General features: G+C 62.9%; 16 protein-coding genes. 13 read left to right on the forward strand and 3 right to left on the reverse strand.

The window, feature by feature from the left end; genetic code table 11:
- On the forward strand, nucleotides 1-414 hold the full coding sequence (locus tag IVB23_RS26585; RefSeq protein WP_061880620.1) for a hypothetical protein: 414 nt from the start codon (nucleotides 1-3) through the stop codon (nucleotides 412-414).
- 36 nt (nucleotides 415-450) lie between these two features.
- On the forward strand, nucleotides 451-1434 hold the full coding sequence (gene dhaK / locus IVB23_RS26590; protein WP_247800570.1) for a dihydroxyacetone kinase subunit DhaK: 984 nt from the start codon (nucleotides 451-453) through the stop codon (nucleotides 1432-1434).
- A gap of 788 nt (nucleotides 1435-2222) precedes the next feature.
- Here the strand turns inward: dhaK and IVB23_RS26595 are convergent.
- On the reverse strand, nucleotides 2223-2828 hold the full coding sequence (locus IVB23_RS26595; protein WP_061880622.1) for a MarR family transcriptional regulator: 606 nt from the start codon (nucleotides 2826-2828) through the stop codon (nucleotides 2223-2225).
- A gap of 154 nt (nucleotides 2829-2982) precedes the next feature.
- On the opposite strand from IVB23_RS26595, the gene IVB23_RS26600 reads away from it, so the two are divergent.
- The 11 genes from IVB23_RS26600 (at nucleotide 2983) to IVB23_RS26650 (ending at nucleotide 11300) form a co-directional block, all read left to right on the forward strand.
- Nucleotides 2983-3501, forward strand: a complete 519-nt coding sequence (locus IVB23_RS26600; protein ID WP_061880623.1) for a flavin reductase family protein — start codon at nucleotides 2983-2985, stop codon at nucleotides 3499-3501.
- Between the two features lie 21 nt (nucleotides 3502-3522).
- The gene (locus IVB23_RS26605) at nucleotides 3523-4992 is read left to right on the forward strand and encodes a 4-hydroxyphenylacetate 3-hydroxylase N-terminal domain-containing protein (RefSeq protein ID WP_247800571.1); all 1470 of its coding nucleotides are present in this window, start codon (nucleotides 3523-3525) and stop codon (nucleotides 4990-4992) included.
- A 17-nt stretch (nucleotides 4993-5009) separates the two neighbouring features.
- Nucleotides 5010-5390: a cupin gene (locus IVB23_RS26610; RefSeq protein ID WP_247800572.1), complete on the forward strand. Its 381-nt coding sequence runs from the start codon at nucleotides 5010-5012 to the stop codon at nucleotides 5388-5390.
- A gap of 130 nt (nucleotides 5391-5520) precedes the next feature.
- Nucleotides 5521-6831 (forward strand): ABC transporter substrate-binding protein, encoded by a 1311-nt coding sequence (locus IVB23_RS26615; protein WP_245312082.1) that lies wholly within the window; start codon nucleotides 5521-5523, stop codon nucleotides 6829-6831.
- Between the two features lie 45 nt (nucleotides 6832-6876).
- On the forward strand, nucleotides 6877-7776 hold the full coding sequence (locus IVB23_RS26620; RefSeq protein WP_247800573.1) for a branched-chain amino acid ABC transporter permease: 900 nt from the start codon (nucleotides 6877-6879) through the stop codon (nucleotides 7774-7776).
- The gene (locus tag IVB23_RS26625; RefSeq protein WP_061880646.1) at nucleotides 7776-8699 is read left to right on the forward strand and encodes a branched-chain amino acid ABC transporter permease; all 924 of its coding nucleotides are present in this window, start codon (nucleotides 7776-7778) and stop codon (nucleotides 8697-8699) included. The genes IVB23_RS26620 and IVB23_RS26625 overlap by 1 nt, the downstream gene beginning before the upstream one ends.
- Nucleotides 8696-9442, forward strand: coding sequence for an ATP-binding cassette domain-containing protein (locus IVB23_RS26630; protein WP_247800574.1), 747 nt, complete (start codon nucleotides 8696-8698; stop codon nucleotides 9440-9442). Before IVB23_RS26625 ends, IVB23_RS26630 begins: the two co-directional genes overlap by 4 nt.
- Nucleotides 9442-10134: an ATP-binding cassette domain-containing protein gene (locus IVB23_RS26635; RefSeq protein WP_247800575.1), complete on the forward strand. Its 693-nt coding sequence runs from the start codon at nucleotides 9442-9444 to the stop codon at nucleotides 10132-10134. Before IVB23_RS26630 ends, IVB23_RS26635 begins: the two co-directional genes overlap by 1 nt.
- A complete protein-coding gene (locus tag IVB23_RS26640; RefSeq protein WP_247800576.1) occupies nucleotides 10118-10801 on the forward strand; it encodes a DUF2848 domain-containing protein in 684 nt (227 codons plus the stop codon). Before IVB23_RS26635 ends, IVB23_RS26640 begins: the two co-directional genes overlap by 17 nt.
- A 20-nt stretch (nucleotides 10802-10821) precedes the next feature.
- Nucleotides 10822-11046, forward strand: coding sequence for an amidase family protein (locus IVB23_RS26645; RefSeq protein WP_247800577.1), 225 nt, complete (start codon nucleotides 10822-10824; stop codon nucleotides 11044-11046).
- A 47-nt stretch (nucleotides 11047-11093) separates the two neighbouring features.
- Nucleotides 11094-11300 (forward strand): hypothetical protein, encoded by a 207-nt coding sequence (locus tag IVB23_RS26650; protein ID WP_247800578.1) that lies wholly within the window; start codon nucleotides 11094-11096, stop codon nucleotides 11298-11300.
- A gap of 329 nt (nucleotides 11301-11629) precedes the next feature.
- Here IVB23_RS26650 and IVB23_RS26655 read toward each other — a convergent pair whose 3' ends face one another.
- Together IVB23_RS26655 and IVB23_RS26660 are read right to left on the reverse strand one after the other, a co-directional pair.
- The gene (locus IVB23_RS26655; protein ID WP_247800579.1) at nucleotides 11630-13138 is read right to left on the reverse strand and encodes a HAMP domain-containing sensor histidine kinase; all 1509 of its coding nucleotides are present in this window, start codon (nucleotides 13136-13138) and stop codon (nucleotides 11630-11632) included.
- Nucleotides 13135-13854, reverse strand: a complete 720-nt coding sequence (locus tag IVB23_RS26660; RefSeq protein WP_131869289.1) for a response regulator — start codon at nucleotides 13852-13854, stop codon at nucleotides 13135-13137. The genes IVB23_RS26655 and IVB23_RS26660 overlap by 4 nt, the downstream gene beginning before the upstream one ends.
- Nucleotides 13855-14145 lie beyond the last annotated feature (291 nt).

Below are 14145 nucleotides of genomic sequence, written 5' to 3' on the forward strand. Positions count from 1 at the left end.
ATGGCGATCGATGAACCGGCCGAGGCCGGCGCCGTTGCGGTTTACAAGCGCATCTTCAAGGAGGTGCTTGAGAGCCGCCCGTCAGGCATGCGGCTGCGCCTGGCCCATGCCATGGGCAAGAACCGCAGCTTCGTCAGCCAGATCAGCAACCCGGCCTATCCGGTGCCGATTCCCGTGCAGCACCTGAACACGATCTTCGACGTCTGCCACTTCCCGCCGCAAGCGAAGGCGGCGTTCCTTCGTGCCTACACCCGTGCGCACCCGCGCCGGATCGGCCGCCTGACGGAGGGGGCGCATGAACGGACGCTGACGCTGCACCTGCCGGACCTCGGCAGCTCGAAGCGCAATGCCGAGCTCGATGGGCTGCTGCAGGAATTCGCGCGGCGTTTGAGTGCGATCATACGCGAAAAATGAGCGCCAAGCTCAGCGGGACGAAGAGGGGAGGAGAACATGAAAAAGTTCATCAATTCGGTTGATGGCGTGCTCGCGGAGAGCCTCGACGGGTTGGCTGCGGCGCATGCCGATCTCGTGACGCTCGGGCCCGAGCGGAAATTCGTGCGGCGCCGCGAGCTCAATTCGCGGAAGGTCGCGCTCGTATCCGGCGGCGGTAGCGGGCACGAGCCGCTGCATGCGGGCTTCGTCGGCTATGGCATGCTCGATGCGGCTTGTCCGGGACAGGTCTTCACCTCGCCGACACCAGACCAGATCGTCGAGGCGGCGCAGGCCGTTTCGGGCGACGCCGGCGTGCTCTTCATCGTGAAGAACTATGCGGGCGATCGCATGAATTTCGAGATGGCGGCCGAGATTTCCGAGGGTCGCACGGCCACCATCGTCACCGACGACGACGTCGCGGTCGAGAATTCCACCCACAGCATCGGCCGCCGGGGTGTGGCCGGCACTCTGATCGTCGAGAAGATCGTCGGCGCGGCGGCCGAGAAGGGGGCCGACCTCCAAGCTTGCGTTGCACTCGGCGAGCGCGTCAACGCTCGGATGCGGTCGATGGGGGTGGCACTGACGAGTTGCACGGTTCCGGCTGCAGGAACGCCGACCTTTGTGCTCGCCGAGGACGAGATGGAAGTGGGTGTCGGCATCCATGGCGAACCGGGACGCCGCCGCGTCAAGCTGGAGCGCGCCGATGCGATCGCTTTTGAGATGACCACTGCCATTGCCGAGGATCTCGACGCCCGCGAAGGCAATGAAGCCCTGCTGCTCGTCAATGGATTTGGCGGAACGCCCGCGATCGAGCTCTATCTGATGTACAACGCGGCGCGGCGAATGCTCGAAAAGCGCGGCTTGCGTATCGCCCGCTCGCTGGTCGGCAGCTATGTCACCTCGCTGGACATGGCGGGGTGCTCGCTCACCGTGAGCCTGCTCGATACCGAGACCCGGGCGCTGTGGGACCATCCCGTGCGAACGGCCGCGTTGAAATGGTGACGGCGGCTGCGAACGGCTGCTGATTCTTTCGATCGCGCTCCGGCGGATGACCGGCCGGGGCCACGCCTCACGTATGCATCGGGAATTTTCCCGGTTCACCCTCCCTGAAACTTGCCGTGTCCCTTGGACACGGCTTCTTTTTGGGGCGGTAGACAGCTCTTTCCCTGTCCATCCCAGGCGCGGGGTCCAACGAGCCCATTATGTGACGCCGTCGGATTGGCCGGATGTGTGATCCAAGTTCATCATGTCCCTCACGCTTTGTTTGAGGCTTTCCCTGAATTGCGTGCACGTTGGGGTGCATGTGACGCTCGCTGCGTTGAATGAACGTTGACTTCCTTGCCGAAGCCGATTCTTGGTTTCGGTTGAAACGTGCGTCGTTCTTGGCGTTTTCTTTGTGTCGCTCACGTTGCAATGAGAATGGAGAAAGAAATGGCCCCGGCGACAAAGCGGCCAATTTTCTGAGGCGACCGAATGAACGCCGCTGGTGGAGGCAGAATAGATCAATCAAATGGATCCTTTGCGCTGGAAATTCTCTTGCGCCCCAATGATGGACTAGACCGACTGACGTCTCGCGGTGAGAGCGTCAATCCAAAACGCACCACATTTCAAATGAATCCCATGCCAGGCCCAGACGTCGGACCTTGCTGTTCAAGCTGACATTGCCGGTCAACAGTCGCCGGCGACCGATAAGGCTGGTGGCAAACGACGGCAGTTCGGCCTGATAAGCTCTCATACGAAACCTTATCAGTCAGGAGTGGACATAGATCAGACGTCTGCCTGCCCTGGCGTTATCGACCGTTGCGGCGCGGTGCGCGCCGCTTTTTGCGGGAGTGCGGCGGGCTCGCTGCGGAGGCCCGCTGCCCCTCCTGCGACTTGAGCGTAGCCTGCACATGTACAGCCAGCTTCAGCGCGCTATCAGCGTTTGACGCAAGCCGGGACAGCAGCTGGGCCATTATCTTGAACTCCTCGCGCGTCAGCATTCCAAACAGCGCGTCGTTGACCGGTCGCTGTAAGGCGGCAAGGCGGATCAATAGACTCATTCCGCGCTGGGTGAGGGCAAGTTGCACCCGCCGTCCGTCTTCGGGATGGGGGGTTTTCTCGAGCAGGCCGTCGGAAACAAGTTTGTTGATCTCGTTGGTGACGAAGGCGCCGCTCAGATACAGCCGTTCGGCGACCTGGTTCACGCCCATCGGTTCTTCCGCAGTCGAATTCTTGATCGCGATCAGGATCAGATACTGGGTAGGCGACAGGTCGACGAAGCCTGCGAATATTTCACGGCAGGCTTCCAGACTGCGTCCAAACGCGAAATAGTCGTGGAGCAGGCCGCGAAGCGTGCGGTCTCCCTCCTTGTCGAGCAACTCGGGTTTCGACGCCGTCAAGAGTGCATCGGTCACGCGGTCAATCTCCTGGCCAAATCATGGCATTGCGAGCTTGCTTAAAAAGCACGCATGCGCCCGCCCAGCAAGTAGGCTTGACATCTCCAAATAGCTTTGTCAGGAAGCTATCTGAGAATTATAAATCAGGTGCCAGGCGACGGGACGGGTGTCCATGGAGGATCGTGCATTCAGACGTGCTCTCGGCGAATTTGCCACTGGCGTGGCGGTGGTGACCGCGCGCGGCAAGGGCGAAGAGCTGATCGGCATGACCATGAGCTCGTTCAACTCGGTCTCGCTCGATCCGCCGCTCGTTCTCTTCAGTGTCGATCGCAGGGCGCGCAGCCTGCCCGCGATGCTGGAAGCCAAGGGCTTTGCCGTGAACATCCTGGCGCGCGACCAGGAAGCCATCTCCAACCAGTTCGCGCGGGCTCTCTCGAGCAAATGGGACCAGGTGAAGACGTCGGTCGGCCATGCCGAGGCGCCGCTGATCTCGGGCGCGATGGCGCATTTCGAGTGTGCACCCTACGCCAATTATGACGGCGGCGACCATGTCATCTTCGTCGTCCAGGTCGTCCGCCACGCAAGCCGCTCCGAGTCTGCTGCTCCCTTGATCTTCTTTCGTGGTCGATACCGCGATCTCGTCGATGAAACCGAGCGCGAGCCGAGCTGGCCGCTTCCCATTCACTACTAGTTTCGAACCGGAGAAACTGCCATGCGCAGCGCAAAGGAATATCTGTCGGGCCTGAAGGATGGCCGCACCATCTACATCAACGGCGCCTCGGTTGGCGATGTCACGACGCACCGCGCCTTTCGCAATCTCGCCGGCTCCATGGCCGGCCTGTTCGACTTCGCGAGCGCGCCCGAGAATGCGGAGCTGATGACCTTCGATACGGGCGAAGGTCTTGCCAACCGCATCTGGCAGCTTCCGGCCTCCTACGCCGAGCTCGTGACGCGGCGAAAGGCGCTCGAGGCGTGGGCCTCGCTGCATGCCGGCTTCATGGGCCGGGCTCCGGACCATGTCGCCTCCTGCATCTCGGGGCTCTACATGGGGCTTGACGTCTTCCGGGCCCATGATCCCGCGCGCGCCGGCGCGCTCGAGAGCTACTACCGCTACGCCCGCGACAAGGATCTCTACCTCACCTACGTCATCATCAATCCGCAGGCCGATCGTTCGAAGGGTGCGGTCGAGCAGGCCGATCCGTTCCTCACCGCCGGTGTCGTCGATCGCGACGCCGAAGGGATCACGATCCGCGGCGCCAAGATGCTCGCCACCGGCGGCGTGGTTGCCGACGAGGTCTTCGTCACGACTATCCAGCCGATGCGGCCGGGCGAAGAGCGCTACGCGATGTCCTTTGCGATCCCGATGAATACGAAGGGCCTCAAGATGCTGTCGCGCAAATCTTACGAGGACGCCGCCGGCGCCGTGTTCGACAATCCGTTGTCGAGCCGCTTCGACGAGAACGACTCGGTCCTCTATTTCGACGACGTGAAGGTGCCGTGGGAGCGCGTCTTCATCGAAGGCAACGTCGAAATGTGCCAGAAGCAGTTTCACGCTACGCCTTGCCACGTCTATCAGAACTACCAGGCGATGGTGCGTTTGAGCGTCAAGCTCAAGTTCCTGACCGGCCTTGCGCATCGGGTCGCCGACATGAACGGAGTCACCCAATTCCCGCAGGTACGCGAAATGCTCGGCCAGCTTGCGGCCGAGACCGGCATGGTCGACGCTCTGGTGGCTGCGATGGAGGCCAAGGGCAGGCAGGTCGGTCCCTATTTCATCCCGGACCGGCATACGCTCTATTCGGCGCAGGTGCTGACACAGCAGCTCTACGCGCACGTCATCAATACGCTTCGCGAGCTCGCCGGCGGCGGCATGATCATGTTGCCTTCGTCAGTCGCGGACTTCGACAACCCCGAGATCGCGGCCTTGATCGGCAAGACCCAGCAGTCGCCGAAGGCCAATTCTCATGATCGTGTGAAGTTCTACAAGCTCGCCTGGGATGCCGTCGGCTCGGAGTTCGGCTCTCGCCATCAGCAATACGAGATGTTCTACGCCGGCGCGACCTTCGTCACCAAGGGCCACTCGTACCGCACGTACGACTGGGCCGGCGCCGACCGGCTGGTCCAGACCATGCTCGATTCCTACGACCTCAACGGCGTCTCGACCGCCAGCAAAGCCGCCTGATCCGAAGGAGACAATGCATGCCCGTCAACAAGAAGCACGACGAATTCCATACGCTCGACATGACCACCGGCTGGGAAGTGCCGGCGGGATATCCGGCCGGCATCCAGCAGAAGATCATCTCTGGCGGATTGGACGAGGAGAACCGGCGCGGGACGCGGACTCGGCTGCTGCGCTTTGCGCCCGGCGTCTACACGACCGCGCCGTTCTCCCACGAATATTGGGAAGAGGTTTATCTGGTCTCGGGCGATTTGATCGTCGGCAACGATGCGAACGGCGAGGGCGGCAAGAGCTTCCCCCCGAACACCTATGCCTGCCGGCCACCGCACGCGCCACATGGCCCGTTCAAGTCCGTGAACGGCTGCCTGCTTTTGGAAATGCACTATTTCGATCCGGTGTGATCCGGATCGCTGCTGCCCAACATCATTCGACCGACCAGGGGGAAGAGAAGTCATGACGTCTAGAGGTATCTCTATCGTAGTTGCGCGTTGCCTGTCGTCACTTGAATGGCTCTTCAGGCTTGATCGGGGCGTGCCGCAGGGCAAAGTCCGATGGGTGGTGGATGGGCTTGCCGGGGCGCTCGCGCTCGGTGTGGTCGCGGCGACGCCGGCCGCTGCGCAGGAGAAGCCGAGCGCATTGGGGCTGGGCATCTTCACGTTCACATCTGGTCCTGCCGCGGCCTACGGCATGCCGGGTAAGAACGCGGCTGACCTCATGATCGGCGAGATCAATGCAAAGGGCGGCATCGGAGGCGTGCCGGTCAGCGCGACCTATGTCGACGAGGCGCAGGGCGCGCAGGGTGTGATCGCGGAGTATCGGCGGCTCGCTGGGGATGCGAAGAACCAAGTCATGGTCGCCGCCTTGTCGAGCGCCAATTGCCTGGCGCTTGCGCCACTCGCGGAGCAGCTCGAGGTTCCCACCGTGGGCTGGAACTGCGATACCCATCAGTTGCTCATGGACGGCAAGAGCAAGTATGTGTTCCGCCCCAACGGAAACACCGTACCCGAATTCATCGCCTACGCGATCTACCTGCTGGATCGCAAGCCTGACGTGAAGACGGTTGCGATCATCAACCCGGACTATGCGTTCGGCCACGACGCTGCGAAGATATTCACCGCGGCGCTGAAAGCCCTGAAGCCGGACGTAGAGATCGTCGCCGAACTCTATCCGAAGCTGGGTTCGCCGAATTACCAGACCGAAATCTCGCGTCTCACCACCGCGCGTCCCGATGTCGTCTTCTCCAACCTTTGGGGCGCCGATCTCGAGAACTTCGTTCGCCAGGCCGCGCCGCGTGGGATCTTCACCTCCAGTCAGGTGATCCTGGCGCTCGGCGAGACGGTGCTGCAGCGCGTACCGCTGCCCGACGGCGTGATCGTCGGTGTTCTCGGCGACGGCTGGTGGATGTCACCGGACGCCAGGGCCAAGCCGGAGACCGTGAAGTTTGCCGAAGCCTATAAGGCGCGCTTCGGAGAGTATCCGGTGTTCCCATCGATCAAGATGGCCAACGCGCTGATCTACGTTAAAGCCGCCTACGATGCCGCGATGCGGAAGAACGGCGGCAAATGGCCAACGCGTGTCGAGCTCGCCGACGCCATGAACGGCAGCAAGGTCGAGACCCTGACCGGCATCGCGCAGACGCGCACCGACAATGACGGGCTGGTCGACCAGATCGTCGGCGTGACCGTAAGGACGTCGGCGCAGCAGTTTCCCGTCATTGGCGACATGGTCCGCTACAAGGGCGACAGCCTGATGCCGCAGGCGGGGCAAGATCCTTTGGCCTGGATCGCGACGCTCAAGCCCGAGTTCGCCAAAGGCCTGCCGAAGCCGGGAAGCTACAAATAGACCGGGATGAGGTTCACCTGATTTCGATGACGGAAGGATGGGCCGATGTTGAATGCAGTCATTCCCTTGCTGCTGGACAGCCTGGCGACCGCCGCGTTGATCTTCTTCGCGGCGGTCGGCCTGACGCTCGTCTTCAGCGTGCTGAGAGTCCTCAATGTTGCCCATGGCAGCCTCTATTCGATCGGCGGCTATGTCGCGGCCTCGATCTGCCTGTTCATCGCCAGCCGGCAGCTCAACCCGTATTGGTCGTTCCTGGCGCTCCTGTTCAGTGCCGTGTGCGTCGCGGCGATATTCGGTCCGTTGATCGAACGGGGCCTCATCCGCTGGACCTATGGCAAATCGGAGGCCGTGCAGATCCTGATCACGTTCGGGCTGTTCCTCATCCTGGAGGATCTCCAGCGCATGATCTTTGGCGTGCAGTCCTTCTACGAAGACGCGCCGATGCGATTGCTCGGGACCACCTCTATCGGTGGCGTCGTCTATCTCAACTACCAGATCCTCCTGATCGGGATGGCGTTCCTCATCGTCATCGGCCTGCGGCTTCTGATCAATCACACCCGGCTGGGGCGCCTGATCACGGCCGTGGTTACTGATCGCGAGATGGCGCAGTCGATCGGCATCGACACCAACCGTATCTTCATTCTGGCGTTCTCACTCGGCGTGTTCCTGGCCGCATTGGGCGGCGCGCTGGCGACACCGACGTCGGGCATCGCCCCGGGGCTCGGGGCGGATACGATGGTGCTTGCCTTTGCCGTGGCTGCGATCGGAGGTCTTGGGCAAATCGAGGGGGCGGCCTTGGCCTCGCTGATCGTCGGCCTGGCGCGCGTGCTCGCGATATATCTGGCGCCGTCGCTGGATGCCGTCGCACCCTATGCAGCGATGCTTGTCGTTCTCCTGATCCGTCCCTACGGGCTGTTCGGGTCGGTGGCGGCGCGGAGGATATGATGCGAACGGTCACTGCCGCCGCGGCGGTCCTCGTCCTCGCGCTGTTGCCTGTGGCCGCGCCCTGGCTTCAATTCGTCCTGACTCTGGCGATCGCCAAGGGGTTTGCGGCCCTCGGCGTCGCCGTGCTGCTCCGCGCCGGGCTGATCTCGATCGGTCATGCGATGTTCTTTGCCGCGAGTGCCTACGGAGTTGCGTTCCTGACGCGCGCCGGCGTCAACGATCTTGGGCTGCTGCTGATTCTGTCGGTGCTGGGCGGTGCGCTCGTGGGCGCCGTCGCCGGATCGTTTCTCGTCCGCTATCGCGCCATCTTTTTCGCGATGTTGAATCTTGCGGTTTCCATGGTGTTTTACGCGCTGTGCGCAAAACTGTACGGCGTCACCGGCGGGACTGACGGCATGCCTGTGCCGGTCCCGGCTGTGTTCGGCGTCGTGCTTGGCGAACCGGCCTTCAAGAGCGTGCTGTTCTATCTCAGTCTGGGCCTGATGGTGCTCATTGGCCTCGCCGTGCAGCGCTACCTGAACAGCCCGCTCGGTCATGCGCTCGCGGCCGTCCATACCAACGAGATCCGGCTCGAATATCTGGGCATTCCGGTCTGGGCGGTGCTGCTGATCGCCTATGTCATCTCGGCGGCGCTCGCCGGCCTTGGCGGCGCCATCGCCGGTTTTGCGATCGGTCGCGTGGTCCCGGATTTCGCGTTCTGGACCGCATCGGGTCATCTCGTGCTGATCGCCGTGCTCGGCGGCATCGGTGGCGTTCCTGGCGCGTTCATCGGTGCCTTGTTCCTGGAATTGCTGCACAGCGCGGCGGTCACCGTCACCGATTCCTGGAACTTGATCGTCGGTGTGACGCTGATCATCGTGATCATGTTCATGCCGCAAGGAGTCTATGGACTGTTCGCGCGCAAGGAGGCGGCGAGTTTATGACGCGTCCCATCCTGGAAGCCAAGGGTCTCCACGTCTCATTCAACGGCGTCAGGGCCGCCGACGACGTCAGCATCGCGGTTCATGACGGCGAGTTCCTCGCGATCATCGGCCCGAACGGGTCGGGCAAGACGACGCTGCTCAACATCTGCACGGGCTATATCCGTCCGAGTTCGGGCAGCGTGGTGCTTGACGGTCACGACATCACCCGTCTGTCGCCACGCGCTATCGCGCGCCGTGGTGTCGCCCGCGCATTCCAGATCCCGCAGCTCTTCTCGGCGCAGCGCGTGATCGACAACATGATGCTGGCGCTGGCGGCAACGGACGGCCTGTGGGGCGCGGTCCGCCCGCTCGAGACCGCGAAGCGACGCGACGAGGCCACGGCGTTGCTCGACCTCGTCGGTCTCGCTGGCGATGCCGACCGGATCAGCAGTACGCTTCCCGAAGGGCACCGCAAGCTGCTGGACATTGCCGTTGCGCTGGCGCTGAGGCCGCGCCTCCTGCTACTCGACGAGCCGACCAGTGGCGTAAGCGCTCTCGAACGCTTCCCGCTGATGGAGGCCCTGATGGGGGCCCTGCGCCAGCGCCGCATCACCGCACTGTTTGTCGAGCACGACATGGACGTCGTCGCGCGTTACGCGAGCCGGGTCCTGGTGTGGAGCGCCGGCAACATCATGGCCGAGGGGCGGCCGGACGAAGTGTTCAGCAACGCGCAAGTCCGCCAACGTGTCCTGGGAGTCGCCTGATGCTCAGTCTCGACAAGGTCAGCGTCTCAATCGAGGGCGTCCGCGTGCTGCGCGCGGTCAGTTGCGAGATCGTCGCGCGCAAGACGACCGTGTTGATCGGCCGCAACGGTGCCGGCAAGACCACAACGCTGCGCGCGATCATGGGACTCATCGCGCACGACGAGGGTTCGATCCGGCTTGATGCCGACGATCTCGGCCGCAGGCCTGCCCACACGCGCGCCCGTGCCGGCATCGGTTACGCACCGGAGGACCGTCGCCTGATTCCGGAGTTGAGCGTGGAGGAGAACATCCGCCTTCCGGCGCTGGCGCTGAAGCTCGACCGTGCCGAGATCGCACGCAGGCTCGACGAAATCTATCAGCTGCTGCCCGAATTGCACGTGATGCGCTCCAGGCTCGCAGGCGGCGTTTCCGGAGGGCAGGGGAAGATGGTCGCGCTGGGGCGCGCGCTGATGGTCGCACGTAAGGTCCTGCTGCTCGACGAGCCCTTCCAGGGTCTGGCGCCTGCCCTCGCGCTCGACTATGCGCGGACACTCGGCGAGCTACGCAAGCATCGGCCGGAGCTGGCCATGCTGATCACCGAATCCTCGCCCGCGCTGCTCGACCGGATCGCCGACAGGACGCTGCAGATCGAGCGCGGCGAAATCCTGACCACATCGACCAAGGATAGGGAAACTCATGTTCCTGCAGTTTGAACGCCTCGCCAATGATCGGACCGACCGCATTGCTGTCGAGATCGGGTCCCTTGTCATTGCGGGCTGGGCGGGCAGGGACGCGGCAGCGATCGAGCACCATATCGAGGAGCTCGCCGCGCTCGGCATTCCGCGTCCCTCGACGACGCCGCTCTACTACCGCGTCGCGGCACAAACATTGACGCAGGACAGCCGCCTGACCGTCCTTGGGCCCGACAGTTCCGGCGAGGTCGAGCCTGTCGTCGTCGCCATGGCGGACGGGCTCTGGGTCGGGATCGGATCCGACCATACCGACCGCAAGGCGGAAGCGTCGGGCATCGCTCTTTCGAAGCAGCTGTGCGGCAAGCCGGTCGGCGCCCAGTTCTGGTCATATGCTGATGTCGAGGGACATTGGGACGAGCTGGTCCTTCGCTCGTGGGCGACGATCGACGGGAAGCGGGTTCTGTACCAGGAGAGCCCCGTCTCCTCGCTCAGGACGCCGCGCGATCTCATTCGTCGTTACACCGGGACGGACATGCTGCCGGCGGGCACACTGATGTTCTGTGGAACGCCGGGCGCGATCGGCGGTATTCGGCCCGGGACACGCTTCGAAATGGAGCTGAAGGATCCGGTCCTCAACCGGTCCTTGACCCATAGTTACGACGTCGAAGTCCTGCCTGTCGTGGCCTGATCCTCCTTACAGGTCTGCTCATGACAGCAACACGTGATCGTTCGCGCCCTTCCGCCGCTAATCGGCTGGAAGCGGCACTTGCGCAGATCCATTCAGACGAAGCGAAGAACGTCTTCACGGTGGTGTTCGCAGACAGCGCCCGGTGGGAGGCCGAGGCCGCGGATCGGCGCGCCGCAGCTGGAACGCCCCGCGGCCCGCTCGATGGCCGCATCGTTTCGGTGAAGGCGTTGTTCGCCAGCCGTTGAACATGGAGTGGACATGCCATCGCTGTGGCGGCACCGGCGGTCTCCTGATGATGGAGCCTCCCGGCCCGGCGTGTCTGCAATGCGTTGGCCTCGATGATCTCGAATTTCTGCCGGCAGGCGATGCCCTGCTCACGCGGCGCGTGAAGGCGAACAACACCCGATATGCCGTCGTCGTACGCTTCAGGAGAACGCGCCGCCGTTACGAACGACAGGGCCTGCTCGTCGAGCCGCGGGCCCTTGCGGACGCGCGGTGATCGAATCTCGATCGATGCGCTTTGTCGAATACCACTGGAACGTCAATCACATACGAGTTCGCAGTTTTGTGCTGAGTGGCGCACCATTCTTACGCCGGCGACCGCGCATGCGGTTGAAGCCCTGATGTAATTTCCGGGGATAGGATCGAGGCTTGTGCACTTGGCTCGCCTTTGTTGCAGCTTGATCCATCGCGGTCGCCAGCGATTCCGCCTGGTTTTTGCCATGCGCCTCTCGCTCGCCGCGACCTTCGAGGGTGAGTTCTCCGATGTCGCGCGCTCCGGCAAAAGCATGGCGCGTTACCGGTGGCGAGAGCGGCGCGGGCCGGGTTTCAAACAGACATGCCGCGCGATGCCGGTTCGAGATCGTTGATGACGTCCTTCGCTGCAGCGGCCGTGATCGGGCGGCTGTCGAGAGGCGGCGCGCCCTCCTGCGCCGGCAGGCTGATGACCGCGTGCAGTCCCTTCGGCCCGTTGGTCAGGACGATGTCTCCGCCGTGGTGGCGGACAATGGTCCGGGCAATGGAAAGACCGAGGCCCACGCCTCCTGTTTCGCGATTTCGCGAATTCTCGATCCGGAAGAACGGTGCAAAAACCTGCTCGCGGGCGCTGTCGGGAATGCCGGGTCCATCATCCGAGACGATGATTTCGATATTGTCTGCGCCTCGCTCCATGGTAACGCGCGCCCGCTCGCCATAACGGATGGCATTCTCAATGAGGTTACGGCACGCGCGGCGGAGTGCGTCTGGCCGGCAGCTGTAGCCGAACTTCTGTCCGTTCGAGAAGGAAACGTCATGACCGAGTTCTGCGAGATCGTCGCAGAGACTTTCCACGAGAGCCGAGAGATCCAGGGTTCGCGTATTCTCCGCGGTTGCGTCTTCGCGGGCGAATGCGAGGGTCGCCTCTGTCATCGTCTGTATTTCGGCGATGGTGGACAGCATCTTCTCGCGGACCTCCTCGTCGCGGACGAATTCCGCACGCAAACGGAGCGAGGTCAGAGGTGTGCGCAGGTCATGACCGATGGCGGCCAGCATTTTGGTGCGGTCGTCGACGAAACGATGCAGGCGCGCCTGCATGCGATTGAATGCCTCGGCGGTGCGTCGGATGTCGTCGGGGCCGGTTTCCGGCAGCGGCACGACCTCTTGGCCACGGCCGAGCGCCTCGGCCGCTACGGCGAGGCGGCGCAAGGGTTGTGCAATGCCGCGTGCGGCAAACACAGCGATAATGGACAACGACAACGCCGAAAGGCCGAGCGCCAGGGTGGATTTGGAGGTCCAGAAGCCGTCTTGTGCGGGCTTGGCAAAGGCAGTGTTCAGCCATGTCCCATTCGCCAACTGAACGGCCAGCCCCATGCCGGTGGTGTCATCGAGATAAAGGAATTTCGCCGGCCGCGAGAGCGGCCAGGCTTCCGGTCTCAGGTCGACCCACTGGGAGGAAGTGGCGCCGCTGCTCTCGGCTGTGTTTCGGGTGAAGTCCGGTCTCACCTCGGCGGGCACGTTGTGACCGGGAAAGGAGACGCGCGGCAATGGCTGCGCCAGGCGCTCCCATGCCTCCTCTCGCCACTCCGAAGCATCCTTCAGGCCGTTGGTCGATATCCAATATCTCGCCGAGCTCGTGTTGCTGGCATTGAGGATGTCGGTCTGCAGCGATTGAGGCGTCGCTTCCAGGACCCGGGCCAGCGAGGCACACCTGCTGAGTATCTCGCCCTTGGCGGCCTTCCGGATCGATTGTCCGTGCTCGTCCCAGGAAATGAAGAATACGATTGCCTGCGACAGCACGAGAGACAGCAGCGTGAAGCAGATGAAACGGGCCGCAAGGCTGCGCGTCCACAAGCTCGTCATGGTTGCCCGATCTCCGCGACGAGGCTGTATCCGCCACCCCAGTGAGTCTTGATCAAGGCTGGTACTTTCGGGTCGGCCTCGATCTTCTTCCGCAAGCGGCTGACCTGATTGTCGATGCTCCGGTCGAACGGATCAGCATCTCGGCCGACTGTCAGGTCGAGGAGCTGGTTGCGGCTGAGCACCAGGCCCGGATGATCGAGAAATGCGCACAGGAGACGAAACTCGGCCGTGCTGAGCGGCACGGCAACACCGTCGTTTCCCAGCAATTCGCGCCGGTTGACGTCGAAGGTCCACCGGTCGAAGCGTACGATCTTGCTCGCTAGACGGCCTCTTTGCGGCGGCAGGCTTTGCACTCGCCGAAGCACCGCCTTGATGCGGGCGAGCAGCTCGCGGGGATTGAATGGCTTGGACAGATAGTCGTCGGCGCCCACTTCCAGGCCGACGATGCGGTCGGTCTCCTCCGCCATGGCGGTCAACAGGATAACGGGAAGCTCGGTGGTGCTGCGCAGATGGCGACAGAGGGACAATCCGTCCTCGCCCGGCATCATGATGTCGAGAACGATCAGGTCCGGAGCACTTCGTTCGAGCAAGCGGCGCAGTGCGATAGCGCTCTCCGCGAGGCTGATCCGGTAGCCATGCTGCATCAAGTATTTGCCGACCAGATCGCGGATGTCACGGTGGTCGTCCACGACGGCGATGTGCGGTGCCGAGTCCATCCGATTGCTCCGTTCCGCATCAAAATGAATTCCAGTAGCCAGCCCATCGGAAGAGCACAAAAGAATGTACCGGCCGGGTACGATCGGCTGAAATCACATCCTTGCGGGATGGCATCCCTGAAAGGAACGTGGCGTCAAATCGCGATCGCGAGGGGCCGGCTTGTTCCGGGGAACTGCCCTCATCTGCAACGATTTCCAAGCGTTGGCCGAAGCATCTTGGCCACAAGCTGTCGCAAAACTTTGTCCCGGCAGCCCGTTTCTGTCGCAAATTGTCGCAAGCTCGCATGTCCA

This window comes from Bradyrhizobium sp. 191, assembly GCF_023100985.1.
GTDB lineage: Bacteria > Pseudomonadota > Alphaproteobacteria > Rhizobiales > Xanthobacteraceae > Bradyrhizobium > Bradyrhizobium diversitatis.